The 25,130-nt window shown below is 61.5% G+C and carries 25 protein-coding genes; 8 read left to right on the top strand and 17 right to left on the bottom strand.

Features of this window, described 5'->3' with window-relative positions; translation table 11 throughout:
- Positions 1-11 precede the first annotated feature (11 nt).
- Positions 12-1,493, top strand: a complete 1,482-nt coding sequence (locus AB4Y85_RS05775; RefSeq protein WP_441983910.1) for a diguanylate cyclase domain-containing protein — start codon at positions 12-14, stop codon at positions 1,491-1,493.
- Here AB4Y85_RS05775 and AB4Y85_RS05780 read toward each other — a convergent pair.
- From AB4Y85_RS05780 to AB4Y85_RS05825, 10 genes are all read right to left on the bottom strand, one after another.
- A complete protein-coding gene (locus AB4Y85_RS05780) occupies positions 1,490-1,957 on the bottom strand; it encodes a GreA/GreB family elongation factor (RefSeq protein WP_441983911.1) in 468 nt (155 codons plus the stop codon). The two genes, AB4Y85_RS05775 and AB4Y85_RS05780, sit on opposite strands and share 4 nt — an antisense overlap.
- A gap of 62 nt (positions 1,958-2,019) precedes the next feature.
- A complete protein-coding gene (locus tag AB4Y85_RS05785; RefSeq protein WP_441983912.1) occupies positions 2,020-3,138 on the bottom strand; it encodes a branched-chain amino acid ABC transporter permease in 1,119 nt (372 codons plus the stop codon).
- On the bottom strand, positions 3,135-4,160 hold the full coding sequence (locus AB4Y85_RS05790) for a branched-chain amino acid ABC transporter permease (protein WP_441983913.1): 1,026 nt from the start codon (positions 4,158-4,160) through the stop codon (positions 3,135-3,137). Before AB4Y85_RS05790 ends, AB4Y85_RS05785 begins: the two co-directional genes overlap by 4 nt.
- Positions 4,157-4,882 carry an ABC transporter ATP-binding protein gene (locus AB4Y85_RS05795; protein ID WP_441983914.1) on the bottom strand — a complete coding sequence of 242 codons (726 nt, stop codon included), beginning with the start codon at positions 4,880-4,882 and terminating at the stop codon, positions 4,157-4,159. The genes AB4Y85_RS05790 and AB4Y85_RS05795 overlap by 4 nt, the downstream gene beginning before the upstream one ends.
- Entirely contained in the window at positions 4,875-5,654 is a 780-nt protein-coding gene (locus AB4Y85_RS05800) for an ABC transporter ATP-binding protein (protein WP_441983915.1), read from the bottom strand. The genes AB4Y85_RS05795 and AB4Y85_RS05800 overlap by 8 nt, the downstream gene beginning before the upstream one ends.
- Before the next feature lie 9 nt (positions 5,655-5,663).
- Entirely contained in the window at positions 5,664-6,854 is a 1,191-nt protein-coding gene (locus AB4Y85_RS05805; protein ID WP_441983916.1) for a substrate-binding domain-containing protein, read from the bottom strand.
- Positions 6,855-6,955: 101 nt separating this feature from the next.
- Complete coding sequence (locus AB4Y85_RS05810; RefSeq protein WP_441983917.1) at positions 6,956-7,891, bottom strand: DMT family transporter; 936 nt, start codon at positions 7,889-7,891, stop codon at positions 6,956-6,958.
- 171 nt (positions 7,892-8,062) lie between these two features.
- Positions 8,063-8,977: an SMP-30/gluconolactonase/LRE family protein gene (locus AB4Y85_RS05815; RefSeq protein ID WP_441983918.1), complete on the bottom strand. Its 915-nt coding sequence runs from the start codon at positions 8,975-8,977 to the stop codon at positions 8,063-8,065.
- Positions 8,978-8,990: 13 nt separating this feature from the next.
- A complete protein-coding gene (locus AB4Y85_RS05820; RefSeq protein ID WP_441983919.1) occupies positions 8,991-9,827 on the bottom strand; it encodes a universal stress protein in 837 nt (278 codons plus the stop codon).
- Between the two features lie 73 nt (positions 9,828-9,900).
- Positions 9,901-10,722 (bottom strand): polyphosphate kinase 2 family protein, encoded by an 822-nt coding sequence (locus tag AB4Y85_RS05825; protein ID WP_441983920.1) that lies wholly within the window; start codon positions 10,720-10,722, stop codon positions 9,901-9,903.
- Positions 10,723-10,856: 134 nt separating this feature from the next.
- Between AB4Y85_RS05825 and AB4Y85_RS05830 the strand changes: the two genes are divergently transcribed.
- A complete protein-coding gene (locus tag AB4Y85_RS05830; protein WP_441983921.1) occupies positions 10,857-11,492 on the top strand; it encodes a glutathione S-transferase family protein in 636 nt (211 codons plus the stop codon).
- 174 nt (positions 11,493-11,666) lie between these two features.
- On the opposite strand, the gene ligD is transcribed toward AB4Y85_RS05830, so the two are convergent.
- From ligD to AB4Y85_RS05865, 7 genes are all read right to left on the bottom strand, one after another.
- Positions 11,667-13,256, bottom strand: coding sequence for a non-homologous end-joining DNA ligase (gene ligD / locus AB4Y85_RS05835; RefSeq protein ID WP_441983922.1), 1,590 nt, complete (start codon positions 13,254-13,256; stop codon positions 11,667-11,669).
- A 98-nt stretch (positions 13,257-13,354) separates the two neighbouring features.
- Positions 13,355-15,001 (bottom strand): ABC transporter ATP-binding protein, encoded by a 1,647-nt coding sequence (locus AB4Y85_RS05840; RefSeq protein WP_441983923.1) that lies wholly within the window; start codon positions 14,999-15,001, stop codon positions 13,355-13,357.
- 1 nt (position 15,002) lies between these two features.
- On the bottom strand, positions 15,003-16,148 hold the full coding sequence (locus tag AB4Y85_RS05845) for an ABC transporter permease subunit (RefSeq protein WP_441983924.1): 1,146 nt from the start codon (positions 16,146-16,148) through the stop codon (positions 15,003-15,005).
- An 8-nt stretch (positions 16,149-16,156) separates the two neighbouring features.
- A complete protein-coding gene (locus AB4Y85_RS05850; RefSeq protein WP_441983925.1) occupies positions 16,157-17,077 on the bottom strand; it encodes an ABC transporter permease subunit in 921 nt (306 codons plus the stop codon).
- 84 nt (positions 17,078-17,161) lie between these two features.
- Positions 17,162-18,748 (bottom strand): peptide ABC transporter substrate-binding protein, encoded by a 1,587-nt coding sequence (locus AB4Y85_RS05855; RefSeq protein ID WP_441983926.1) that lies wholly within the window; start codon positions 18,746-18,748, stop codon positions 17,162-17,164.
- A 175-nt stretch (positions 18,749-18,923) separates the two neighbouring features.
- Positions 18,924-19,358, bottom strand: a complete 435-nt coding sequence (locus AB4Y85_RS05860; RefSeq protein ID WP_441983927.1) for a GlcG/HbpS family heme-binding protein — start codon at positions 19,356-19,358, stop codon at positions 18,924-18,926.
- Positions 19,359-19,412: 54 nt separating this feature from the next.
- Positions 19,413-20,630, bottom strand: a complete 1,218-nt coding sequence (locus tag AB4Y85_RS05865; protein WP_441983928.1) for a urate hydroxylase PuuD — start codon at positions 20,628-20,630, stop codon at positions 19,413-19,415.
- Positions 20,631-20,829: 199 nt separating this feature from the next.
- On the opposite strand from AB4Y85_RS05865, the gene uraH reads away from it, so the two are divergent.
- From uraH to AB4Y85_RS05895, 6 genes are all read left to right on the top strand, one after another.
- Entirely contained in the window at positions 20,830-21,183 is a 354-nt protein-coding gene (uraH, locus tag AB4Y85_RS05870; protein WP_441983929.1) for a hydroxyisourate hydrolase, read from the top strand.
- A gap of 2 nt (positions 21,184-21,185) precedes the next feature.
- On the top strand, positions 21,186-22,628 hold the full coding sequence (gene puuE, locus AB4Y85_RS05875; protein ID WP_441983930.1) for an allantoinase PuuE: 1,443 nt from the start codon (positions 21,186-21,188) through the stop codon (positions 22,626-22,628).
- Positions 22,629-22,726: 98 nt separating this feature from the next.
- Positions 22,727-23,173: a peptidoglycan-binding protein LysM gene (lysM, locus tag AB4Y85_RS05880; RefSeq protein WP_441983931.1), complete on the top strand. Its 447-nt coding sequence runs from the start codon at positions 22,727-22,729 to the stop codon at positions 23,171-23,173.
- A 57-nt stretch (positions 23,174-23,230) separates the two neighbouring features.
- Positions 23,231-23,551, top strand: coding sequence for a rhodanese-like domain-containing protein (locus tag AB4Y85_RS05885; RefSeq protein ID WP_441983932.1), 321 nt, complete (start codon positions 23,231-23,233; stop codon positions 23,549-23,551).
- A gap of 141 nt (positions 23,552-23,692) precedes the next feature.
- Complete coding sequence (locus AB4Y85_RS05890; protein WP_441983933.1) at positions 23,693-24,127, top strand: c-type cytochrome; 435 nt, start codon at positions 23,693-23,695, stop codon at positions 24,125-24,127.
- A gap of 61 nt (positions 24,128-24,188) precedes the next feature.
- The gene (locus AB4Y85_RS05895; protein ID WP_441983934.1) at positions 24,189-25,124 is read left to right on the top strand and encodes a c-type cytochrome; all 936 of its coding nucleotides are present in this window, start codon (positions 24,189-24,191) and stop codon (positions 25,122-25,124) included.
- Positions 25,125-25,130 lie beyond the last annotated feature (6 nt).

Consider the following 25,130-nt stretch of genomic DNA (forward strand, 5'->3'; position numbering starts at 1 on the left):
GCAGGCCTCCCATGCTTCACTCCAATGCAAACATTCTCAAGGCTCAGCTTTCAGGCGAGAGCCAGGACGATGCCGGCATGTTCCAGCTGGCACCCGTTTCCCTTTGGCTTGAGGATTATAGCGGCCTGAAGCAGCTCTTCGACGAGTGGCGGGCCGCGGGCGTCACTTCACTGCGCAGTCATCTGCTGGCGGACCCTGAAAGAGTGCGCGCCTGCTCGGGCTGCATTCGCGTGATCAAGGTGAACCGCAAGACATTGTCTCTGTTCGAAGCCGATGACTTGCCGCACCTCGTTTCGAACCTCGGCAACATTTTCCGCAATGACATGCTCAACGCTCATATCGATGAGCTGGTGCAGTTGTGGGACGGCAAGCTCGAATTCTGCAGCAATACGGTCAACTACACTCTCTCCGGCAAGCGTCTGGATATTCAGCTCAACGGATCGATCCTGCCGGGACACGAAGACAAATGGGATCGGGTTCTGGTTGCCATCGAAGATGTGACCGAGCGGGAGATGGCACAGCGCAAGCTCGCCAGGAGCGAGATCTATGCCCGCGGTCTTTTCGAGCATTCACCCGTGTCGCTCTGGGTTGAGGATTTCAGCGCGGTGAAGCAGTTGCTCGACGATGTGCGTCGCCAGGGCATCAGCGATTTCCGGACCTTCACCGACGTGCATCCCGAATTCGTCGCGCGCTGCGTGAGCGAAATCCGCGTGATCGACGTGAACAAGCACACCCTCCAACTCTTCGCCGCGGAGGATAAGGCGCACCTGCTCGGCAATCTCGGAGAGGTTCTTCGCGAGGAGATGCAGGAGCATTTCCGCGAGCAGCTGATCGATCTATGGCATGGCCGCATCTTCCAGCAGCGCGAGGTGGTGAATTACTCTCTGGCCGGCGATGAGCTGCATCTGCACCTGCAATTCTCCGTGCTGCCCGGCTACGAACATGACTGGTCGCAGGTTCAACTGGCTCTGACGGACATCACCGCCCGCAAGCGCGCCGAGGCCTATCTCGAATATCTCGGCAAGCACGACGTGCTGACGAAGCTCTACAACCGCTCCTTCTATGTGGATGAGCTCAACCGCCTTGAGCGCAAGGGGCCTTTACCCGTCACGATCATCATCATCGATCTGAACGGCCTGAAACTAGCCAACGATCAGCTCGGCCACGCGGCAGGGGATGCCCTGCTGAGGCGTGCCGGCGAGGTGCTGGCCAAGGCTGTCGACAAGCCTTCCTATGCGGCCCGGATCGGTGGGGATGAGTTTGCCGTTTTGCTGCCCGGTACGGATGAGCGAGATGGCCTCGTCGTCATGGAGAGCATCGAGAACCTGCTCGAGGTCAACAACCAGTTCTATTCCGGCCTGCCTCTCAGCTTCTCGATGGGTATGGCGACCAGCGAGCCCGGAGAGCGGCTGGAAGCCGTGGTCAAGCGCGCCGACCTACTGATGTACGAGGCCAAACGCGCCTATTACGCATCCCTCAACGAAGGCGCCTAAATTTCGATCCCGGTGATCTCGGCGGTGGTGGATCCGACTGGAATGGTATCTCCCACTTCTTTGCCGAGCAGAGCTTGGGCAAGGGGAGAGACATAGGACAGCTTCCCCTTCGTGGGGTCGGCCTCGTCCTCCCCGACAATCTCGTAACTCTGCTGCTTTCCATCCTTGCGCTCGAAGGTCACGCGGGCGCCGAAGCGGACACGGGTTGCATCGGTCGGAGGCGAGGCGAGCTCGGCCGAAACCCTCCGGGCCGACCAATAGCGCAGATCGCGGGAGACACGGGCAATTTCAGCCTTGTCATCCCCGGTTTTGGCGGCTTCGAGACTGCGTGTCAGGCGCTCGATCGCTCCATCCATGAGGGCTAGGCCGTTTGCCGTCACGAGGTGGTGCGGGCTCAAGGTCCGGTCGGGCAGGTTCTCGAAGGCTTCTCCGCCTTCGGCTTCGCGAACAAACGCACGGCTCATCAGGCTTCCTCCGCTGTTTCGGAAGAAAACGTCTGAGGCCTGCTAAGTTTCCGCCTCAGCCTTTATTGCTTGCTTTGTTGCAGGCGCCCGACGATGCCTCCCGGGAAGGCATAGACGCTGATGATGAACAGTGCGCCAAGCCACAACAGCCAACGATCCGGATGGATCAGGTTGGGCAGGAGCGGAATGCCCGCTAGGGCCGTGCTGCCGACGCCCATGAGCACCTGAAGGTAGCTCTGCGCGAGGACGAAGAGGGCAGCGCCAATGACGGCTCCATACATCGTTCCCATGCCGCCGATGACGACCATGAGGAGGATGTCGATCATGATTGAGAAGGAGAGGGTGGTGTCCGGCCCGTTATAACGCAGCCAAAGGGCCATCAGCGCTCCAGCGACGGTGGCGGCAAGGGCAGAGATGACGGAGGCTGCGGTGCGGTAGGCGACGACCCTGTAGCCGAGCGCCTCGGCGCGGAACTCGTTCTCGCGGATCGCCTGAAGTACACGTCCGAAGGGAGAATTCACGATGCGCAGGAGCAGCAGGAACATGCCGAGCGAGACGAAGAAGAGCAGGTAATAAGCCACTAGGCGTCCATTGATCACGACGCTGAAGACGGGCTCCGCAAACAGCCTGAAGGCGGGGCGAAGAGCATAGGGCAGCTGGAAGGACAAACCGTCCTCGCCGCCGGTGAGGGTGGAAAGCTGCGAGGCCAGCACGGCCATGGCGGATGCTACCGCGAGTGTGATCATGGAAAAGAAGATCGCGCGGACACGCAACGACAGGAGCCCGATGGCGACAGCCAGAACGGCTGAGAGAGCCAGCGCGACGAGAAGGCCGATACCTGCCGACGTCCAGGTGGCTCCAAGACGTTCGAGACCAATGGCGATGCCGTAGCCGCCGATGCCGAAGAACATCGTATGGGCGAAGGACACGATGCCCGTATAGCCGAGCAGCAGATCGAAGCTTGCCACGAGCACGATGAAGACGCAGATCTTCGCCGCCGTGCTCAAGGGCTGGCTGCCGGAGAACAGGAAGGGCGTGAGCGCCAGCACCACAAAAATCCCGATCAGGATCAGGCTCAGCGCTTTTGAGCGCGGGTAATCCGACGAGAGAAGGCTGTTCAGGATGCCGCCGCGCTTGCGGCTCTCGTCGAAGGCGAGAGGTGGGCTGAAGGAAGTGCTCATCGGCGCGCTACCGGAAAGAGGCCCTGCGGACGCCAGATCAGCACGAGAGCCATGACAAGGATATTGGAGATAAGGGCGAGCTTGGGCTCGATGAAGCCGACATAGTTCGCGACGAGCGCCACCAGAATCGAGCCCACGAAACAGCCGCCGACGGAGCCGAGACCGCCGATGATGATGACGATGAAGACCAGCACCATCACTTCCATGCCCATGCCGGCAGTGAGCGTCTGGCGGTAGAAAGCCCACATGACGCCACCGAGCCCGGCGAGAGCTGAGCCCGCCACGAACACGCTGACGAAGAGCTGGCGGATGCGGTAGCCGAGCGCTTCCACCATTTCAGGATTCTCGACGCCCGCGCGGATCAGAAGGCCGATGCGTGTGCGGTTGAGAAGGAGCTGCATGCCGATGAAGACTACGAGCCCGATGCACACCGCGACCACGCGGTAGCGCTCCATCACGATGTCGCCGATGACGAAGGCGCCGCGCAGGGTTTGCGGCAGCTGAAGCGGAATGGGCGAAGCGCCCCAGATCGCATGGATCGCTTGCTCGGCGACGATCAGGCCGCCCATGGTGACCAGGATCTGCTTGAGATGGCTGCCGTAGACGGGGCGCACGATGACGCGTTCGAACACCGCGCCGACAATGCCGGTCACCGTCATGGCGACGAGGATGCACAGGAAGAGAAGTCCCAGGTTCAACCAGACGGAGTCAGCCTGTCCCCAGCCTGCGAGCGGCCCAACAACGATGAGGGTCGCGTATGCGCCGAGCGAGATGAATACACCGTGGCCGAAATTGATGATGTCCATCAGGCCGAAGACCAGCGTGAGGCCGGACGCCATGAGGAAGATCATCATACCCATCGCAAGGCCTGCGACGGTCAGCGTCACCCAGGTCGAGCCGCTGCCTATGAAGGGCAGGGCGAGCAAGGCGAGGGCGGGTACGAGCGCGAGCGGCATCCAATCCGTCTTGGTGCGCGGCAATGGCTCGGACGATGCGGTGGTTTGGGCAGCCATGTCGGTCATTGATGGGCATCCAGGGAAAGGCCGAGGAGGCGCTGCTGCAGGTTCTTGTCGGTCACCATGTCGATCATGGGGCCGGTATGCACGATGCGCCCGTCATCCATGACGACGACATTGTCGCCGAGCTGCGTGGCTGCATAGAAGTTCTGCTCGACCAGCAGGATCGTCTCGCCTGCGGCTTTCAGCGCCTTGAAGGCCTCGATCATGCTGCGCACCATGACGGGCGCGAGGCCCTTGGTCGGTTCGTCGATCAGGAGCAGGCGGCGCGGCTCCGCGATGGCGCGGGCAATGGCGAGCATCTGCTTCTGCCCGCCCGAGAGGTTGCCTGCAGGCAGGTTCCAGAAACGCTTGAGAGCCGGGAAGAGCCCAAGCATCCAGTCCAGGCGCGTGGAATCGACCGGACCGCTGCGGGCTGCCAGCACGATGTTCTCGCGCACGGTGAGATCGGTGAAGATCGCCATGGATTCCGGCACATAGCCGATGCCGGAGCGGGCGATGTCCGGCGTGCTGCTTTTCGTGATGTCGCGGCCGTCGAACCGGATCGTGCCGGAAGAGGCCTGCCACAATCCCATGATGGTGCGCAGCGTCGTCGTCTTGCCCGCGCCGTTGCGGCCGAGCAGCATCGTCAGCTCGCCTGCGGGAATGGCGAAATCGACGCCGTGCAGGATGTGATAAGGGCCGATATGCGTGTGAACGCCGGTGAGTTCCAGCAGGGCCTCAGCCATGGCTTGCCTCCACGCCGAGATAAGCTTCCTGCACCACGGGTGAGGCGATGACCTCCGCCGGGTCGCCATCGGCGACGAGGGCGCCGTTATGCAGCACGATGATACGGTCGGCGAGCGAGCGGACAACGTCCATCTTGTGCTCCACGAGAAGCACGGTGGCGTCGCTGCGCTGCTTGATGTCCTGAATGAGCTCGAGCACGGTCGGCACCTCGTCCACGCTCATGCCGGCGGTCGGCTCATCGAACATGAAGATCTTCGGCTCCATGGCGATGAGAAGGGCCACTTCGAGCTTGCGCTGGTCGCCATGCGAGAGCGCTTTCGGCGCGACGTTCCGCTTATCGGCGAGGCGCACGCGCTCGAGAATGTGATCCGCCTTCTCGATGAGATCGCGTCGGCTGTTCCACATGGTGAACAGCGATCCGCCAGCATTGGCGCGGCTCTGAACGGCGAGACGCACATTCTCGAGGGCTGTCAGTTGCGGAAAGAGATTGGTCAGCTGGAAGGCGCGTCCGAGACCGCGTTTGGCGCGCGCGGAGGCGGGCAGGGACGTGATGTCCTCTCCCTCGACCAGCACCTGACCGGCGCTGGCACGCAGCTGGCCTGAGATCAGGTTGAAAAAGGTTGTCTTGCCGGCGCCGTTCGGACCGACAATGGCCGTGAGCGTGCCGGGGGTGAACCGGCACGACACGTCGTTGACGGCCACATGACCGCCAAACCGAATGGTAAGCCCGCGTGTTTCCAGCGCGGGCGTTGTCGTCGATGATGGGGTCACAGCTTGTGCTTAGCGCTTGTTGCGAACCGGGATCGGCATCTTGTCGGCCGGGATCGTGTCGACGAGGTCGAGCAGATCGTTGGCATCCTTGCCGTTCGCCTTGACCTTGAAGTGATACATGGCCTGCAGTGCCTGGTGATCTTCCTTGCGGAAAGTCATGGAGCCCTTCGGCGTCTCGAAGGTCATGCCTTCCATGGCCGTGATCAGCTTTTCGGTATCGGTGCCGCCTGCCTTCTGGATGGCGGTGACCACTGCGGAAGCAGCCGCGAAGCCGCCTGCGGTGAAGAAGTCCGGCGGAGAGTTGAAGCGCTTCTGGTGCTCGGCGACGAGCCAATCATTCATCTCGTTCTTCGGGAAGGCATAGTAGTAATACACCGCGCCTTCCATGCCGGGGTAGTTCTTGTAGATCTGCATGGCGGGCAGGATATTGCCGCCGGGCGCGATCTCGATGCCGAAGCGCTCCGGCTTCAGGTCGGCGATCTTCGGCAGCGGGTGCTGACCGGCCCAGATGATGTTGATGATCTTCTTGCCCGGCTTGTCTTTTAGCGCGTCGAAGATGCGCTGCGCGGAAGCGGTGAAGTCCGTCGCATTCTGCGGAGTGTATTCCTCGAACACCACCTTCGCATTCGGGCGGATTTCGGCAAGCGCGTTCTTGAGGGCTGCGACGCCGTCACGGCCGAAGGCGTAATCCTGTGCGAGCGTCGCGATAGTTACGTCGCCGGTTGCCGGAATGGCGGCGGCAGCGCCGTAAGCATCCTGCGTCGAGTTGCGAGCGGTGCGGAAGATGAAGCGGTTCCACTTGTCGCCTGTGATGGCATCGGCCACCGCGGGCTCCACGATCAGAACCTTGCCATTCTCCTCGGCGACAGGCAGCATCGCGAGAGCGGCAGCGGACGAGGTGGTGCCGACGGCGAGGTCTACTTTGTCGTCGTTATAAGCCTGCTCCAGCAGCGTCTTGGCGAGATCGGCCTTGAGCTGGTCGTCCTTCACGATCACCTGGATTTTGCGGCCGTTGACGACCATCGTGCCCTTGGTGAGATATTCCAGGCCCATCATGAAGCCGGCTTCGGTCTGCTTGGCATAAGCCTCGAGCGGACCGGTCTTACCGGCGATCAGCGCGACCTTGATGTCCTGCGCGAAAGCAGAGCTGGCGAAAAAGATTCCTGCCGTTGCGGCAGCGATTTTGAGCGATAGGCGCATCGGACTCCCCGTGTATTTTTGTTTCGTCATTGATCGTCTCGCCTCAGTTTCTGTCAAGTTCGTTTCTTGGGCAGTCTGTGGAGAGCGGAACATCGTGCCAATCAACTTTCCGGCAGCACCGGAGGTGGAATGTCCTTCGCGACCCGACCGCGCCGCGCCGCTTCCCTTTCGAGAAGGATGAGTACCAAGCCGGCTATGCAGATGACAGCGGCACCCACCAGCGTCCAGAACTCGACGACATCGCCGAACGCGAGATAGCCGAGCAAGATGGCCCAAATGATGAGTGTGTACTGATAGGGCGCGACCACGGAAGCAGGCGCGCTCTTGAGCGAGCGGTTGACGCAGGCATGTCCGCCCATGGACACGATGCCGAGCAGAAAGAGGCCTGTCAGTTCGAGTGCGCTTGGGGTCACCCAGGCGAGGGGGGCCATGACGATGCCGAAGAGCAACGCTCCAAGAATTTGCCCCAGCACCAGCGTTGCATCATGCGTCTCGCGCAGCTTGCGCGTCGTAACCATGAGCAGCGCGTAGGAGACGCTGCCCGTGAGCGCCACGAGCGCGGGCAGGGAGAAAGTGGAGGGCGAGGGCCGAAGGGCGATCAGCACACCGACGAATCCGACGCCGATGGCGAGCATGCGCGGCGTGTCAATCTTCTCGCCGAGCCAGAATGCGGCAAATGCGGCGACATAGATCGGTCCGGCCAGATAATAGGTCATCACATCGGCCAGCGGTAGATAGGTCACGGCCCAATAGAAGCAGGCGACCTCGCCCGTCGATAGAACGATGCGCAGCGCATGCAGCCCCGGCTGAGGCGGTATCGCAAACGGCACCTTTTGCCGTTGCATCAGCGGCAAAAGAACCGCCAGCGCGGCAACGCTGCGAAGCAGCAGGACCTGCCCTACCGAATAGGTCGCCACGAGCCATTTGCCCATGACGTCGTTCATGGCGAAGAGGAAGACGCCGAGCAGCATCAGCCCGATGCCGAGCATGGCACCGGAACGAATCTTCTGCGCTGGTCTCGAAACTGTGTGGCTCATGGAGCGCATTCATGGTGGAAGCGCCCCCGCGATACAAGTCTACGGAAGCACTAGAGCCGCTTCCACATGCGTGGAATCGTCTCTCTTTCTTATTAGGCCGCATTTTTTGACGGCGAACCGGGTCCACTTTTGACGGCGAACCGGGTCCACTTCGCCGAAAAATGCTCTGCTTCAGAAAGTCTTTGCGCCGTTGACGGGAAGCATGACCGCGTAAAGCGACGTGGTGGCGCAGATATAGAGGCGGTTTCGCTTCACGCCGCCGAAGACTACGTTCGCGACGCCCTCCGGCACCAGGATCTTGCCGATCAGCGTGCCGTCCGTCTCGAAGCAATGAACGCCGTCGCCCGCGCTGGTCCAGATCCGCCCGGCTTCGTCCAGACGGAAACCGTCGAAGAGCCCTTCGGTGCAGGTGGCGAATACATTGCCTCCCGACAGGCTGCCATCATCGCCGACCTTGAATGCCCGGATATGTCGCGGCCCATCATCGACATGGGTCGCGCCGGTATCGACCACGTAGAGAATCTTTTCGTCTGGGGAGAAGGCCAGGCCGTTGGGCCTGACGAAGTCATCCGCCGCGATTCTGACCGCACCGTCATTGGGATCGACGCGATAAACATGGCAGGCGCCGATCTCGCTCTCCGCCTTATGCCCCTCATAATCCGAGTCGATGCCGTAAGCCGGGTCCGTGAACCAGATCGAGCCGTCCGACTTCACAACAACGTCGTTAGGGCTGTTGAAACGCTTGCCGTCGTGATGGCTCGCGATGACCGTGATCGAGCCGTCATGCTCGGTGCGCGTCACCCGCCGGTTGCCGTGCTCGCAGGTGACGAGGCGGCCCTGGCGGTCCACCGTGTTGCCGTTCGCGTAGCCGGACGGGGAGCGGAACATGCTGACCGTGTCCGAAGTCTCGTCGAACCGCATCAGGCGGTCATTGGGCACGTCGCTCCAGACCAGATAGCGGCCGGCCGGGAAATAGGCGGGACCTTCCGCCCAGCGGCATCCGTCCGCCAGCTTTTCGAGCCGCGCGGAGCCGATGATCAGCCGCTTGAAGCGGTCGTCCAGGATAACGGCAGGATCCTTGATCACTGAGCGCCTCGCCTCAATGAGCCATGAGGACCGGAATCGTGGTGTTGCCAAGGATATGGCTCGTCGCGCCGCCGAAGAACATCTGTCTGAGGCGGCTTTGGGTATAGGCGCCCTTGACCAGGAGATCGCAGCCGAGCCCGGCAGATTCCGCCAGGATGACCTCGCCCGGCTTGTCGGACGGGTCGGTCGCCATCATGGCTTCAGCAGGGATGTCGTGCATCCGCAGCGACCGGACGAGCTCCGCGCCCGAGGGGCCGGGCACACCCCAATCCTCGATTTCCAGCACGATCACGCGCCGGGCCTTCTTGAGCAGTGGCATGGAGCCCAGAACGGCCCGCGCCGTCTCGGTGCTTCGGTTCCAGGCGATTACCACGATCTCGCCGAAAGTGCGCGGAGCGACCGGTGGGGCGATCAGCACGGGGCGTCCGGTCTCGAAAAGGGCTGCCTCGACCGTTGAAAGGCGGGTCTGCCCATCGGAGCCGTCGGGCCGCCCGACCACGATGGTATCGAATACGCGACCATACGCGCCCAGGAAGGCGTCTTCCGTCAGGCTGTCCTGACGCCAGCCGAAGCTCAGGCCCGACAGGCCCGAGGTGGAGCGGGAAATCTGCTTCGTCGTCATGATCCCCTCGAACCGCTCCCGGCAGGTGCGGGCCATTTCCATGCGGTTTTCGGGGGTGATCGGGGAGGGGACGCCGATGGCGATATCCACCGGCAGGACGACCGGGTAATCGGGGGTGATCGCCAGTCCTTCGACATAACTGTCAAAGGTGCGGCCCAGCATGAGAGCGGTCTCGAGCTGGGGCTCGATATGGCCATGGTCTTCGATCGGGACGAGGATGCTTTTCATGAGATTATTGTCGCGCTGAACCCCCGTCTCGGCAAGTGCCTTCGAAGAGTGCCTTCGACGAAGGTGGGAGATATTAGAGGATCGTGAAGTCTCCAGGGTTCCAGTTCGGCTTGGGGTATTGCGGATCCATGGCCTCGAGCATGCCCTTCACGATTCTCGCGACGGCGGCGTTGCGCACCCATTTACGGTTGGCGGGGATCACATACCATGGCGCCCAAGGTGTCGAACAGCGGTGCAGCATGGTTTCATAGGCTTCCTGATATTCGTCCCAGAGCTTACGGTCTTCCAAATCTGCGGGGTTAAACTTCCAGTTCTTCGTCGGATCATCGAGGCGCTCCTGCAGACGCTCCTTCTGCTCGCTCTTCGAGATGTGAAGCATGAATTTCAGGATCGTCGTGCCGTTCTCGGCCAGGTGCTTTTCGAAGGCGTTGATCTCGTCGTAACGCTGCTCGATGTCCTTGGCCGGCGAGAGCTTCTTGACCTTCTCGATGAGCACGCTCTCGTAATGCGAGCGGTTGAAGATGCCGATGGTGCCTCGTCGCGGGCAGGCGGCATGTATCCGCCATAGATAATCATGGGCAAGCTCTGTCCTGGTCGGCGGCCCGAAGGGGGTGACGATAACGCCCAAGGGTCCGGTCGAATTGAACACGCCTCGGATGGTGCCGTCCTTGCCTGCGGTATCGGTGCCCTGAAGCACCACGAGAAGAGAGCGCGAGCCTTCCGCATAGAGGCGGTCCTGAAGGACGTCGATCTCCTTCGCGAGAGCGGCGGTTGCCCCTTTCGTCTCCTCCTCTTCATCGAAGAAGGACAAGTCCCGTGGATCACGATCCTTCAACTTCGCCTTCTCGCCCGGCTTGACCTGCAGTTTCTCCATCAGGTCCTTCAAGTCGCTCATCACCCGTGCCTCCATGTCAGTCAAACGATAGGGCGAGGACGCGTGAAAGGAAGGTTTGGATCCTGGGGCCGCTCATCTTTACCAAGCCGTGGCGAACGCTTACGGATTGTTCGGAACCTCGAAAGGCGCGGTCAATGCTCGCTCTCTATTATTATCCAGGCTTAGCTAGCCTCCTGCCCCATATGATGCTGAGAGAGGCTGGCGCGGAGTTCGAGCTGCGCTTCATCGACCGGCAGGGCGACGCGCATAAGAATGATGAATATCTCAGGCTCAACCCGAACGGTCGCATACCGGTCCTGATCGATGACGATATCGTCCTGTTCGAAACCGCTGCGATTGCGATCCATATCGCGGACAAGTTCGCGGATTCCGGGCTTGCCCCGCGACTGGGAACGAAGGAGCGGCCTGAATTCTACAAATGGATGATTCACCTCACCAATACGCCGCAGGTGGAATTCCGCGCGTGGTTCTATCCGCACGAGCATGTGAGCGACGAAGCCGCCGCACCCAGCGTGAAGCAGGCCGCAGGTGAACGGCTCAACCGCATGTTCGATGTCATCTCCGAACAGCTCGGCGACAATCCCTGGCTTCTGGGCGATCATTGTTCCGCCGCCGATCTCTTCCTCTTCATGCTGATCCGCTGGAGCCGCTTCATGCCCCGTCCGGCAAGGAGCATTCCCAATCTCAATGCTCTGGCCGAGCGCGTTGCTGCGCGTCCCGCTGTACAGGAGACATTCCGCGTGGAAGGGATTCGGGCGCCTTTGTTCTGAGATCTTCAGGACGTGGACCACTCTTTGTCATTCCGGGGCGAGCACTAGCGAGAGCCGGAACCCATAAACACTGCAGATGCGGAATGAAGCAAGTGGATGAAACTACGCTCTTCCTTGCACCGTCACGATTATGGGTTCCGGGCTCGCCTATGGCGCCCCGGAATGACACAGGGGTTACGAATTTTTACGCGACAAGCGCTTGGTCTTCGGCTTGCCGGGAAGCTCCTGATCGATCTTGCCGATAGCCGCCCATGGGTCTTTTCGCAAAGCCTTCAGGCGCTTTCCTAAATTCTCGACCGTGAAGCCGTTCGGCTTGAGATCGGGCGTCAACTCCCCCCATGCAATCGGCGTTGCAACAGGTGCGCCGGGGCGTGAGCGGGTCGAGTAGGGAGCGATGGCAGATGCCTCGCGGTTGTTGCGCAGATAATCGATGAAGATCTTGCCCTTGCGCTCCTGCTTCACGGACATGGATGTGTAGCGATCCGGCTCATCTGCCTCCATTGCTTCCGCGATGCTGCGTGTGAAGGACAGGGCATCCTTCCACGAAGCCTTCGGCGCTATCGGCACCACAACATGCAGACCCTTGCCGCCGGTGGTCTTCACGAAGCTTTCCAGCCCCAAGGATTTCAAGCGATCGCGTATGGCGAATGCGGCTTCGATCACATGCGGCCATTCCAGACCTTCATCGGGATCGAAATCGAAGATGAGGCGGTCGGGGCGCTCGGGATCGGCGAGTGTCGCTCCCCACACATGCATTTCCATAACGCCTGATTGCACAAGCGCGACGACGCCCTGGATGTCCCTGACGGTGAGGATTTCGGTTTTCTCCTTACCGTCACTGACATGATCGGCATGGATGAACGAACTCATGCTGGCCCAGGAATGGCGCTGCACGAAGCACTTTTTCTCCATACCTGCGGGGCAGCGGATCAAGGTGAGGGGACGGTTCACCAGATGCGGCAGCAGCCACTCGGCGATGCCGGTATAGAATTCCGCCAGCTCCTGCTTCGTAAGCCCCTGATCCTCCCAGAGCAGGCGGTCAGGACTGGTGAGCGGAACGCCCGCGACTTCGACGCTCGGAGACTTCGCCTTGTCAGATGAAGAGGCTTTCTTTGCGCTTGCGGCAGGCTTTTCGGATTTTACCGTGTCGGCCTTCTTGGATGATGCGGGCTTTTTGGCAGCGGCTTTCTTCGCACGAGCCGGCGCGATCTCCTCAATGGAACAGCCGGTTTTCACGGAGAGCGGCGCTTCTTCCAGAATGTCGGGATCGTCCTCGGAGCGGGCATAGGAATCCTCGGCCTTGATCAGGAGCCATGACGGCTGTTTCTCGCGCGGGCGCCTCGCCATGCGGACCAGATGCCAGGTGCCGTGCAGCTTCTCGCCGTCGAGACGGAAGGTGAGGCGGCCTTTCTCGTAGGCGTCATGCGGATCGCCTTCGGGCTCCCAGGTGCCTCGGTCCCAGAGCAGAACCGTGCCGCCGCCATATTGGCCTGCGGGAATCGTGCCCTCGAAGCTTCCGTAAGCGAGCGGGTGGTCCTCGACCTCGACCGCGAGGCGCTTTTCGCCTTTGACGAGGCTCGGCCCCTTGGCGACGGCCCAGCTCTTCAGGACGCCTTCGAGTTCGAGGCGGAAATCGTAGTGCAGGCGGGAGGCGTCATGCTTCTGGATGACGAAGGACGAACCCTTGCGCCGAGGCGCTTTCCCCGACGGCTCGGATGTCTTGGTGAAGTCGCGCTTGGCGCGATAGCTTGCGAGCTTTGCCATGGTGCAGAGCATGATCCGGTGAAGTGGGTACCGGTTCACCGCACGAGATCACGCGGTGAACAAAGATCAAATCCGTGCCATGGGGTTCGGTTCCGAGATCAGGACGCCAGAGGCGCGCCCTGAGCTTCGGCCTTTTGGAGCTCGGTCAGGAACGCGGCGGCAATGAGATCGCGGGTGTAGTCCTCGCGGGGACGCTCGAAGATCTCTTCCGCCGTGCCTCGCTCCACGACCTTTCCGCTCTTCATCACCATGATCTCATCGGAGAGCGCACGCACGACCGCGAGGTCGTGGCTGATGAAGACGTAAGCGAGGCCGTGGGCCTTCTGCAGGCCGCGCAGCAGCTCCACGATTTCCTTCTGCACCGAGCGGTCGAGGGCCGAGGTCGGCTCGTCGAGCACAACGAGCTTGGGATGCAGGATCATGGCGCGGGCAATGGCGATGCGCTGACGCTGGCCGCCGGAGAACTCGTGCGGGAAGCGGTTGCGCCAGGCCGGATCGAGCTGCACCTCCTCGAAGGCCTGAGCCGCGCGGCGGTCACGCTCCTTGCGCGAGATGCTGGGCTCGTGGACGAGCAGGCCCTCAGTCACGATCTCACCCGAGGTCATGCGCGGGGAGAGGGAGCCGAACGGATCCTGGAACACCAGCTGAAGATGACGGCGCAAGGGGCGCATACCCGCGCGGTCGAGCGGGGCGAGGTTGCGGTCTTCGAAGCGCACCATTCCGGAGGCAGGTTGCAGCTTAAGGATGGCGCGGCCGAGGGTGGACTTTCCGGAGCCGGATTCACCCACCACGCCCACCGTCTCGCCGGCGCGCACCGTGAGGCTCACGTCATCGACGGCGCGCAGGATATGGGTGGCCTTCCCGAAGAAGCTTTTCTCGAGCGTGAAAGTCACCCCCATATTCTGGGCGTCGAGGATCACGGGCGAGTTCGCGGGTGCAGGCTCCTTGCTCCCTCTCGGCTCCGCATCGATGAGCATTTGCGTATAGGGATGCTTGGGAGCGGCGAAGAGGTCGGCCGTGCGACCGCTCTCGACCACCTCGCCACGCTTCATCACATAGGTATGATCCGCAAAGCGGCGTACGATGCCGAGATCATGGGTGATGAACACGATCGACATGCCGAGGCGCTTCTGAAGGTCGCGCAGAAGCTCAAGGATCTGCGCCTGCACCGTCACGTCGAGGGCCGTTGTCGGCTCGTCGGCGATGAGCACGTCCGGATTGTTGGCGAGCGCCATGGCGATCATCACGCGCTGGCGCTGGCCGCCGGACATTTCGTGCGGGTAGGCGTCGATGCGACGCGCGGGATCGGGAATGCGCACAAGCTCCAGAAGCTCGATGGCGCGCTTTCTCGCGGCTGACTTGCTCAGGCCGCCATGGGTGGTGAGCGGAAGCGCCAGCTGCTCGCCGATCCGGTAGAGCGGATCGAGCGAGGTCATCGGCTCCTGGAAGATCATTGTGAGCTTCGAGCCGCGATAGGCGTTGAGCTTGTCGGGCGAGAGGCCGACAAGCTCCTGGCCGCGATACTTCACCGAGCCTTCGGCCCAGCCGTTCGAGGCGAGAAGGCCCATCACCGACATCATGGTCTGGCTCTTGCCGGAGCCGGACTCGCCCACGATGGCGACGGTCTCGCCGGGCGGGATGTCGAGGTCGATGCCCTTCACGGCATGGAGAATGCCGTCGCCGGTGCGGAAGCGGACGTGAAGGTTGCGGACGGAAAGAACGGATTCTGTCATGTCAGCGATCATGTCATCGATCCTTGGGGTCGAGAGCATCGCGCAAGCCGTCGCCGATGAAGTTCAGGCAGAACAGGATCGCGACAAGCGTGATGGACGGATAGATCAGCATCCAGGTAGCGCCCTGAATGTTCTTGGCACCCTCCGAGATGAGCACGCCGAGGCTGGTATTGGGCTCCTGGACGCCGAGACCGAGGAAGGAAAGGAAGCTTTCCAGCAGGATCACCTTCGGCACGAGCAGCGTCATGTAGACGACGACGGGACCGAGGGTGTTCGGGATCACGTGACGGCGGATGATGCCCTTCGTCTCGACGCCGAGCGCTTCCGCCGCCTGCACGTATTCCTGGCGTTTGATGGAGAGCGTCTGGCCGCGAACGATACGGGCCATGTCGAGCCATTCCACCGCTCCCACCGCGATGAACATGAGGATGAAATTGCGGCCGAAGAAGACGACCAGCATGATCACGAAGAAGATGAAGGGCAGGGAATAGAGGACATCGACGATGCGCATCATCACGAGATCGACACGCCCACCAAGATAGCCCGATGTCGCGCCGTAGATCACGCCGATCAGAATGGCGACGAGAGTCGCGAGCAGACCAATGGCCAGCGAGATCTGTCCCGCCTTCATGGTGCGGGTCAGGAGATCGCGCCCGTTCGTGTCCGTGCCAAAAAAGAAATATTGTTGGCGTACGGGCACGTCGACGATGAGCTTGCGGCCCTCGTCCTGCCGCTCCACCACCTTGGCCGTGCCGAAGAGATCGGACCGCTCGAAATAGGCGAGCAGCCGCTCGTCGATGGGGCGGGTGCTGGTGCTAACGAGGGTCATGTGCACGACGCCATCGTCGATATTGATGTTCTCCGCCTTGGCCCGCACACGCGAGCCGATGCGCTCGATGTTGGGCTCGACCTGATCGGCCTTGGGATAGGCCTCGATGCTCGCCGGAACCTTCACGTAATCGGGATAGACCCGGTCGAAGGGGTGCCCGGTGAAGAAGGGACCGAAGATACAGGCAAGGGCGACTAGGCTCAGCACGATGATGCTGGTGAGAGCGGCCCGGTTGCGGACGAGGCGTCCGCGCGCCTCGACCCAGAGGGAGCGGCCGGTGACGACCGGACCGGTTGTGACTTCGATAGGAAGAACAGCGCCTTCAGCCATGATCCACCTCAATCGTAACGGATGCGCGGATCGATAAGCGCGTAGAGGATATCGACCACGAGGTTGAAGAGCAGAACGAAGACGGCGACCACGACGACCGTGCCCATGACGAGGGTGTAATCGCGGTTGAGAGCGCCTTCGACGAAGTAGCGTCCGATGCCCGGCAGGCCGAAGATGGTTTCGACCACCACCGAGCCGGTGAGCAGCGCCGCTGCCGCAGGGCCCAGATAAGAGACGACCGGCAGGGCCGCACCGCGCAGGGCATGGACCACGATCACGCGGGTCGGCAAGCCAAGCGAGCGCAGGGTGCGGATGTGGTTGGAACGCAGGTTCTCGATCATCGCCGCGCGGGTCATGCGCGACACCACCGCGATCTGGGGCAGGGCCAGCACGAGCACGGGCATGACGAGGTTGCGTAAGCTTCCATTTGCCCAGCCGGCCAAGGGCAGCCAGGCGAGAGTAAGGCCAAAGATGATCTGGAAGACCGGCGCCACGACGAAGCTCGGGATGGTCAGGCCGAGAGCGCCTATGCCGGTGACCATGTAATCGACGGTGCTATTCTGGCGGAATGCGGCGATAGCGCCGAGCGTGCCGCCGACGAGGACCGCGAAGGACAGGGCAAGGCCTCCCAGCGTCACCGAGATAGGCAGGCCACGCGCAAACAATTCGCTGACGGAGAAGTCCCGCAGGATGAAGGACGGGCCGAAATCGCCGCGCATGACGGCGCCGAGATAGAGCCAGTACTGCTCGATGAGCGGCTTATCGAGCTGATAAATCTTATTGAGGTTCTCCATCACCTTCGCTTCGAGCGGGCGTTCGAGGTCGAACGGGCCGCCGGGGGCGAGGCGAATAAGGAAGAACGAGATCGTGACGATGATGAACAACGTCGGGACGGCCGAAAGAAGACGGCGCAAGATGAAGGAGAGCACGGCAGGCTCCTCCGTTGAAACGCGATAACGGATAAAAGAATAGGGCGGCCTGATCTTCAGGCCGCCCCTTTCCGACTATTTATTTTACTGCGTCTTCGAGAGGAAACGCGTCGGATAAACACCGCGTGAGTTTTGCACGAAGCCCTGGATCTTCGGCGAGATCAGGTTGCTCTTGCCGTAGTACATGATCGGGATCCAGGGGATATCCTTGGCAAGGATGGTTTCTGCCTGCTTCATGATGGCAGCGCGCTTCTGGAGGTCGAGTTCCTTGGCGGCCTGATCGATCAGCTTGTCGTAGTCGGCGTTGATGTACTTGCCGTAGTTGAAGCCTTTGTTGTCGCTCTTGAGTAGGAAGAGGAACACGTTCGGGTCGGAATAGTCGGCAATCCAGCCGTAACGGGCCACGTCGAAGTCGCCGCCATCACGCAGGTGGGCAAAGTGGGTCTTGCCGTCCGTATTGATGAAGGAAACTTCGATGCCGGCCTGCTTCCACTGCTCGGCAATGGCAATGGCCGAGTTGCGGTTGTTGTCAGTGGTGTTGTAGCGGATCTCGACCTTCAGCGGCTTGCCGGGTCCGAAGCCTGCGTCCTTGAGAAGAGCCTTCGCCTTTTCCTCGCGGTCGATCGGCGACATGTCCTTGTAGTCCAGGTAAGCCGGCTCGCCGTAGTTGCTCAGTCCCGGAGGAACGAACGAGTAGCCGGGCTGCATGGTCTGACCCCAAATCTGCTCGGCGATGAACTCGCGGTCGATGAGCATGGAGAGAGCCTGGCGCACGCGCACGTCGTTGAACGGAGCCTTGGAGGAGTTCACGACGAAGTACCAGGTGCCGAGATACGGGCCGAGCTTGACCTGATCCTTGAAGCGCTCCTTGAGCGACTTCATCTGGTCGGCAGGCACGTCGTCGGTGGTGTCCAGCTCGCCGGCTTCATAGCGACGGACCATCGCCGCGAAGTCGGAGGTCGGGTAGAACATGACCGTGTCGATCTTGACGTTCTTGGCGTCGTAGTAGTTCTCGTTCTTGACGAGCTTGATGTGCGAATTCGGTACGAACTCAACGAGCTTGTAGGCGCCGTTCGTCACCATGTTGCCGGGCTTCACGAAGTCCTTGCCAAACTTCTCGACAGAGGCACGGTGCACCGGAAGGCTGGTCTGGTGGGTTAGAAGCTCGAGGAAGTACGGGGTGGGTGCTTCGAGCTTGATCTCAAGGGTCTTGAGGTCGACGGCCTTGACGCCCAGTTCCTCGACCTTGGCCTGACCCTTGTTGATCTTCTCAGCGTTGAGGATTGGGAACAGGATGTTGGCGTATTTCGCGCCCGTCGCCGGATCCATGATGCGGCGATAGGAATAGACGAAATCTTCCGCTGTCACGGGGTCGCCGTTGGACCATTTGATGCCGTCGCGCAGCGTGAAGCGGTACGTCTTTCCGTCGTCGGCGATCTCCCACTTGGAGGCCTGGCCGGCAATCGCCTCGCCTTTGGCGTTGTAGGTGAGCAGGCCTTCGAGCATGTCACGCAGGATATGGGATTCCTGCACAGTCGAGGTCTTGTGGGTGTCGAGCGTCTCTGGCTCGCCAGAATTAGCTCGGTTGTAGACGACCTCGGCCGAGGCGGCGCCCATGAGGGCAACCGTGGCTACGGCTGCGAGAGCCGTGCGTTTAATCCATGATGACATCGGATGCGTTCCCTTTCTGGTTTTCGTTTCCGTAGTTGAGAGAATTTTTCGGTTCTACCCGACGTGGCAGTAACCTTGTCCTATTTGTTGATCAATCAACTGTTTATGTCCAGTACTATCCCTGAGTAACAATGAAACCCAAGGCTGGCAAGGCTTTGAGATGTGGAGAAAAAAATCAGGCTCCGGCGTCGAAGACCAGTCCGGCGGCTTCGATTCCTGCGGCCGCGGCGATCTCGTCATTGTCCGATGTATCGCCCGAGACGCCCACCGCTCCGAGGATCTTGCCCTGGGGATCCTTGATCAGCACACCGCCGGGGACGGGAACGAGCTGGCCGCCGATCGCATGGGTCGCCGCGGCGACGAAATAGGCCCGGTCGGTCGCCATTTTGTGAATGGCGCGCGAGCCTACGCCCAGCGCCAGGGCGCCATAGGCCTTGCCCATGGCGATCTCGGCGCGCTTGAGGCTGGTGCCGTCCTCGGAGAGGAGAGCCTTGAGGGCGCCGCGTTCATCGTAGACCACGACCGAGATCGGCTTCAGGTTCTTTTCGCGGGCGGTCTTGATGGTGGTCGTGACGATGGTTTGGGCAGCCTGCAATGTCAGTTCGGACATGGAATCCTCCTGTGGGTTTCTTGTGGTTAGACGTCGGCAATGCGCAGCGAGCGATCAGCGCGTCGCTGTTTCCTTAGCGGCAAGCCAGGTGGCGACGGCCTTACGCTCATCGAGCGTCATTTCGGTGATGTTGTTCGGCGGCATGGCGTGGGTAAGTACACTCTGAACCCGGATCATCTCCCCGTGCCGCTCGATTTCCTCGGGCGTATCGAGGCGCACGCCCTTCGGGGCGACGGGAATGCCCTCCCAGACCGGCTCGGCCGCGTGGCACATGGAGCAGCGCGACTGGATCGCGAGGACGGCCTCGTCAAAGGAGGCCGCGACTTCGACCGGCGCAGAAGCGTCTGCCATGTTGGCGTTGCCCGGCTTGCCGATGATGGAGAGCCAGATTGCGAGGGCTACGCTGGCCGCCGCCACGCCCCATGTCCACCAGGGCGATCCCTTGCCCGCGTGCTGCGAGTTGAAGAAGTGCCGGATCACCGCGCCCGCGATCAGGATGAGCCCGATGATCGCCACCGAATAGCGCGAGGACCACGCCAGCGGGTAATGGTTCGAGAGCATCAGGAAGATGACGGGCAGCGTCAGGTAGTTGTTGTGGGTGGAGCGGAGCTTGGCTTCCTTGCCGAGTTTCGGGTCTGGCGAGCCTCCGGCCAGCAGGGTGGCGACGACCTTCTTCTGGTTCGGGATGATAACGAAGAAGACGCTGGCCGACATCCAGGTGGCGATCATCGCGCCTGTATGAAGGAACGCCGCCCGGCCGTTGAAGACCTGCGTGAAGATGAAGGCCGCGAGCAGGATGTAGACGAACAGCACAATGCCGAGCACGAGCCCATTCTTGCCGAGGGCTGAGCGGCACAGGCCCTCATAGACCAGCCAGCTCAGGGCGATGCCGCCGAGGCCGATGACGGGGACCTGCCAGGGCTCCAGGGCCATGACGGCCGGATCGATGGTGTAGAGATTGGCCTGGAGGTAATAGACCCACACGATCAGGAAGAAGCCGCTGATCCAGGTGGAATAGCTCTCCCACTTGAACCAGGTCAGCTCCTTGGGGAGTTCCGGCGGCGCAACGAGATATTTGCGCATGTTGTAGAAGCCGCCGCCATGGACCTGCCATGCCTCGCCGCCGACCCCGTGGGGGAGGCCTTCCCGCGTCTTGAGACTGAGATCGAGATGGATGAAATAAAAGGAAGAGCCGATCCAGGCGATTGCCGTGATTACGTGGGTCCAGCGAAGGATCTGGCTGATCCATTCGGAAATTTGCGGGTCGATCATGCAGCCACTTGAAAGCTAAAGGAACCCATAGCCTAGGGCGGCGCCCCCATTTGCGAAAGGCCCGCTTGGTGGCTTTTTCAACAGGAAGCGTGATCCAGAAGCAGTCTGCATTGCCGTCCGCCCCAGGGAGCGCTTGACGGAGGAGCCGGTGATCTAAAGATTCCAGAGGCTAACGGACCATCACGTCATGCGAGGTTTCATGGGCCGCCTGTCCACCCACGTCCTGGATACCGTCAACGGCAAGCCCGCGAGGGGCATCGCCATCGAGCTTTTCGCCCTTGAAGGAGAGAGCCGCCGCTCCGTCCTGCGCACGGTCACGAATGCCGACGGTCGCACCGACACGCCGCTCATGATCGGCGAGGCGTTCCGCACGGGCACTTACGAACTCGTCTTCGAGGTCGGCGCCTATTTCAAAGAGGTCGGAGCGACGGCGGCCAATCCGCCGTTCCTGGATATCGTGCCGATCCGTTTCTCCATCGCCGAGCCTGACGGCCATTATCATGTTCCGCTCCTCGTCTCGCCCTGGAGCTATTCCACCTATCGAGGAAGCTGACGATGCCCGAGACCTCCTATCCCCGCGATCTCGCCGGCTACGGACGTAACCCGCCTCATCCGCGCTGGCCGAACAAGGCGCGGATCTGCGTGCAGTTCGTCATCAATTACGAAGAGGGCGGCGAGAACAATATCCTGCACGGCGACCGCGCATCGGAGGCGTTCCTGTCAGAGATCGTGGGCGCGCAGCCCTGGCCCGGCCAGCGTCACATGAGCATGGAATCGATCTACGAATACGGCTCCCGTGCCGGGTTCTGGCGGCTCTGGCGCCTGTTCACCGAGCGCGACATGCCCGTCACCGTCTACGGCGTGGCGACGGCTCTCATGCGCAATCCGGAAGCGGTGGCCGCGATGAAGGAAGCGGATTGGGAGATCGCGAGCCATGGGCTCAAATGGATCGACTATCGCGACTTCACGGCGGAAGAGGAGCGCGCGCATCTGAAAGAGGCGATCCGAATCCACACGCAGGTGACGGGAGAGCGTCCGCTCGGCTGGTACACGGGGCGCACGTCGGAGCACACGAACCGTCTGGTGGCGGAGGAGGGCGGTTTCCTCTACAGCGCGGATTCCTATGCGGACGAGCTACCTTATTGGGAAGAGCACGGCGAGGATCTTCAGCTCATCGTGCCCTATACGTTGGACGCCAACGACATGCGCTTTGCCTCGCCGCAGGGTTTCAATTCCGGCGACCAGTTCTTCGCTTACCTGAAAGACAGTTTCGACACGCTCTATGCCGAGGGCGAGACAGCGCCGAAGGTGATGTCGGTCGGGCTCCATTGCCGCATCGTCGGACGTCCCGGCCGGGCGGCGGCGCTCGCGCGCTTCCTGGATTATGTGGCATCGCATGAAGACGTGTGGGTGGCGCGGCGCATCGATATCGCGCGGCATTGGATGCGCCATCATCGGCCGGCAGGCCTCAAGCCCAGCACCATGAGCAAGCGGCTCTTCATTGAACTCTATGGCGATGTGTTCGAGCATTCGCCCTGGATCGCGGAGCGTGTATATGATGCGGGTCTCACCACCGCGCAGGACACGGCGGAGGGCCTGCATGCGGCAATGGTCCATGTGCTGTCGGAAGCAACGCGAGAACAGAAACTCGCGCTCATCCGCGCGCATCCCGATCTCGCCGGGCGTCTGAAGCTCGCCGACCTCACGAGCGATTCCCGCAACGAGCAATCATCCGCCGGGCTCGACAGCCTGACGGAGGAGGAACGTGATCGCTTTCTCGAACTCAACGACCACTACAGACGCAAGTTCGGTTTCCCCTTCATCATGGCTATCAAAGGCCGCTCGAGGGAGGAAATCCTCGATGCGTTCGAGCAGCGTGTCGACCATGATCCCGAAACAGAGTTCGATACGGCTGTCGTGCAGATCGAGCTGATCGCGCTCCTGCGCCTCAAGGATCGCCTGCCGTCGCTCGCGGACGTGTTCTCCACATTGGCTTGAACAGACCTTATACGTCCGGGCGGAACCGTTTCCGGCGAATGCGCGTCTTCGTTTCAGCTTGGCTGCATCATGGCCAATGCGAGAAGAAGGAGGAGCGCATGGGTCTGTTCAAGTTCATCAAGGAAGCGGGCGCCAAGATATTCGGCGGCAGCGCCAACGCCGCGACGCCCGAGAAGCTGCAGCAGGAAGTGCAGGGGCATGGCTTCGATGCGAGCAAGCTCGGGATCCAGGTCAACGGTGACCAGGTGAAGCTTTCCGGCCAGGCCATGAGCCAGGAGGAGGCGGAGAAGCTCATCCTCTCCCTCGGCAATACCTATGGGGTCGCCGAGGTGGACACCTCCGAATTGCAGATCGCTCAGCCTGCCACGCAGTCCACCATGTATACGGTGCAGAAGGGCGATACCCTGTGGGAGATCGCCGAGAAGCATTACGGCAAGGGCAAGGGCGCCAAGTATACCGAGATCGTCAAGGCGAACTCGCCGCCGGTGAAGAACCCGGACATGATTCAGCCCGGCTGGGTGCTGCGCATTCCGCCGTTGGCTTAAGTTGCGCACCTCCCTGGGAAACCGGTATGTATCGGGCATCTCAGGGAGGAACTGCTCATGAACGCATCAGCACCGAACGTCGTCGATCTCGACCGCGAGGACATCAAGAAAGGCCTTGAGCAAGGCTCGATCCTGGTGGTGGATGTGCGCGAGCCTCATGAGTTCGCCGCAGGCCACATTCCCGGCGCTGTCTCGCACCCCCTGTCCGCCTTCGACCCTGCCTCTCTGCCGGAGGGCAAGCGGATCGTTTTCTCCTGCGCTGCCGGTGTCCGGTCGGTCCGGGCGCTCGAATTCGCGCAAGGGGCGGGCAGGGATATCCGCGAGCATTACAAGGGCGGGTTCAAGGATTGGGCGGCTGCGGGCGAACCGGTGGAGTAAGGCGGGAACGTCCGGCTCCTCACGTAGATTTGTTCTAAAGTCCAGTGCGCAACTGTAAGGAGATATGCGCTAATGTCCCTCCTGACGGGGACGGACAAGGCTAAAAGACGTCCACCGTACGGTAAGATGGGGAATCACTATATGAAGCCTATGATTTTTGTCGCCAGCCTTCTGGCGCTGGGTGTCACTGCGGCCATCGCACAGAGCGATGTGGTCGAGCAGCGCCAGAACCTGATGAAGCAGATGGGCGCTCAGACGCGTCCCATCGGCGGCATGCTGCGCGGCCAGGAGCCCTTCGATCTCGCGAAGGTGCAAGCCGGTCTCAAGGTTTTTTCGGACAACGCCCATAAGGCGACTACACTCTTCCCTGACAACTCCAAGGATGTAGGCAAGACGGAAGCCCTGCCCTCCATCTGGGAGAACAAGGCGAAGTTCGATGCAGCCCTGACCAAGTTCGGTCAGGATGCGCAGACCGCCATGGCCTCCATCAAGGACGAGGCCAGCTTCAAGGCGGAAATGCCCAAGGTCATGCAGAATTGCGGGGCCTGTCATAACGACTTCCGCAAGAAGAGCTGATCTGACCAAGGTTTGAGAACGGGCGGCCGAAACGGCTGCCCGCTTCACGACAGGAATGGCAATGCGTAAAGCGATCGTGGGGCTGGCGGCCATCGCCGGCATCGGAGTTCTGGGCTTCATGGCGCTCACATCGCCATCGGCCTATCGCCTTATCCGCTCCCCGGCGCCGGCTCCTGATACCAACCACGCGCCAAATGCCGAAAACGGGCGCGTGATGTTCTTTGCGGGCGGCTGCACCTCCTGCCATGCCACGCCCAACCAGGACGACAAGCTGCGCCTCGGCGGCGGCTATGCCCTGAAATCGCCCTTCGGCATCTTCCACGTTCCGAACATCTCGCCCCACAAGCAGGACGGCATCGGCTCATGGAGCCAGGCGGATTTCATCCGCGCCATGCAGGAGGGGACCTCGCCCGACGGGCGCCATTACTACCCGGCCTTTCCCTATACCTCATATCAGCGCATGAGCCGCACTGACCTCGGGGATCTCTTCGCCTTCATGCAGACGCTTCCCGCCGTCGAGGGAAAGGCGCCCGACCACGAATTGCCGTTCCCCTTCAACATCCGTCGTGGCGTCGGTCTCTGGAAGCTCGCTTTCTTGGATGGCAAGCCCTTCGCGCCCGATCCGTCCAAATCGGAAAGCTGGAACCAGGGTGCCTATCTGGTGAACGGCCCCGGCCATTGCGCCGAGTGCCACAGCGAGCGCAATTTAGCCGGCGCGATCATCGAGGGTCGCCGCTTTGCGGGCGGGCCCGATCCGGAGGGCAGGGGTTCGGTCCCCAACATCACGCCGCATCCTAGCGGCATCGGCGGCTGGACGGATGCGGATCTCGTGACGCTCCTGACCACCGGCGAAACGCCGAATTTCGATACGGTCGGCGGTCCCATGGGCTCGGTGGTGCACAACACGGCGCAATTGCCGGAATCGGATCGTCAGGCGATGGCTGAGTACATTCTCTCTCTGCCGGGAAAGCAGGGCTACGTGGCCCCCAAGCGTTGAGGCCTG

The sequence above is a fragment of the Microvirga sp. 2YAF29 genome (genome assembly GCF_052114605.1).
In the GTDB taxonomy this organism is placed as follows: Bacteria; Pseudomonadota; Alphaproteobacteria; order Rhizobiales; family Beijerinckiaceae; genus Microvirga.

Bases quoted from the DNA above. Each gene is read 5' to 3' on its own strand.
- puuE (WP_441983930.1), top strand. From the start codon at position 21,186: ATGCCCGAGACCTCCTATCCCCGCGATCTCGCCGGCTACGGACGTAAC.
- AB4Y85_RS05890 (WP_441983933.1), top strand. From the start codon at position 23,693: ATGAAGCCTATGATTTTTGTCGCCAGCCTTCTGGCGCTGGGTGTCACT.
- AB4Y85_RS05830 (WP_441983921.1), top strand. From the start codon at position 10,857: ATGCTCGCTCTCTATTATTATCCAGGCTTAGCTAGCCTCCTGCCCCAT.
- AB4Y85_RS05895 (WP_441983934.1), top strand. From the start codon at position 24,189: ATGCGTAAAGCGATCGTGGGGCTGGCGGCCATCGCCGGCATCGGAGTT.
- AB4Y85_RS05860 (WP_441983927.1), bottom strand. From the start codon at position 19,358: ATGTCCGAACTGACATTGCAGGCTGCCCAAACCATCGTCACGACCACC.
- ligD (WP_441983922.1), bottom strand. From the start codon at position 13,256: ATGGCAAAGCTCGCAAGCTATCGCGCCAAGCGCGACTTCACCAAGACA.
- AB4Y85_RS05820 (WP_441983919.1), bottom strand. From the start codon at position 9,827: ATGAAAAGCATCCTCGTCCCGATCGAAGACCATGGCCATATCGAGCCC.
- AB4Y85_RS05865 (WP_441983928.1), bottom strand. From the start codon at position 20,630: ATGATCGACCCGCAAATTTCCGAATGGATCAGCCAGATCCTTCGCTGG.
- AB4Y85_RS05805 (WP_441983916.1), bottom strand. From the start codon at position 6,854: ATGCGCCTATCGCTCAAAATCGCTGCCGCAACGGCAGGAATCTTTTTC.
- AB4Y85_RS05810 (WP_441983917.1), bottom strand. From the start codon at position 7,891: ATGAGCCACACAGTTTCGAGACCAGCGCAGAAGATTCGTTCCGGTGCC.
- AB4Y85_RS05780 (WP_441983911.1), bottom strand. From the start codon at position 1,957: ATGAGCCGTGCGTTTGTTCGCGAAGCCGAAGGCGGAGAAGCCTTCGAG.
- AB4Y85_RS05845 (WP_441983924.1), bottom strand. From the start codon at position 16,148: ATGGCTGAAGGCGCTGTTCTTCCTATCGAAGTCACAACCGGTCCGGTC.
- AB4Y85_RS05840 (WP_441983923.1), bottom strand. From the start codon at position 15,001: ATGATCGCTGACATGACAGAATCCGTTCTTTCCGTCCGCAACCTTCAC.
- uraH (WP_441983929.1), top strand. From the start codon at position 20,830: ATGGGCCGCCTGTCCACCCACGTCCTGGATACCGTCAACGGCAAGCCC.
- AB4Y85_RS05825 (WP_441983920.1), bottom strand. From the start codon at position 10,722: ATGAGCGACTTGAAGGACCTGATGGAGAAACTGCAGGTCAAGCCGGGC.
- AB4Y85_RS05785 (WP_441983912.1), bottom strand. From the start codon at position 3,138: ATGAGCACTTCCTTCAGCCCACCTCTCGCCTTCGACGAGAGCCGCAAG.
- AB4Y85_RS05790 (WP_441983913.1), bottom strand. From the start codon at position 4,160: ATGACCGACATGGCTGCCCAAACCACCGCATCGTCCGAGCCATTGCCG.
- AB4Y85_RS05795 (WP_441983914.1), bottom strand. From the start codon at position 4,882: ATGGCTGAGGCCCTGCTGGAACTCACCGGCGTTCACACGCATATCGGC.
- AB4Y85_RS05855 (WP_441983926.1), bottom strand. From the start codon at position 18,748: ATGTCATCATGGATTAAACGCACGGCTCTCGCAGCCGTAGCCACGGTT.
- AB4Y85_RS05775 (WP_441983910.1), top strand. From the start codon at position 12: ATGCTTCACTCCAATGCAAACATTCTCAAGGCTCAGCTTTCAGGCGAG.
- AB4Y85_RS05885 (WP_441983932.1), top strand. From the start codon at position 23,231: ATGAACGCATCAGCACCGAACGTCGTCGATCTCGACCGCGAGGACATC.
- lysM (WP_441983931.1), top strand. From the start codon at position 22,727: ATGGGTCTGTTCAAGTTCATCAAGGAAGCGGGCGCCAAGATATTCGGC.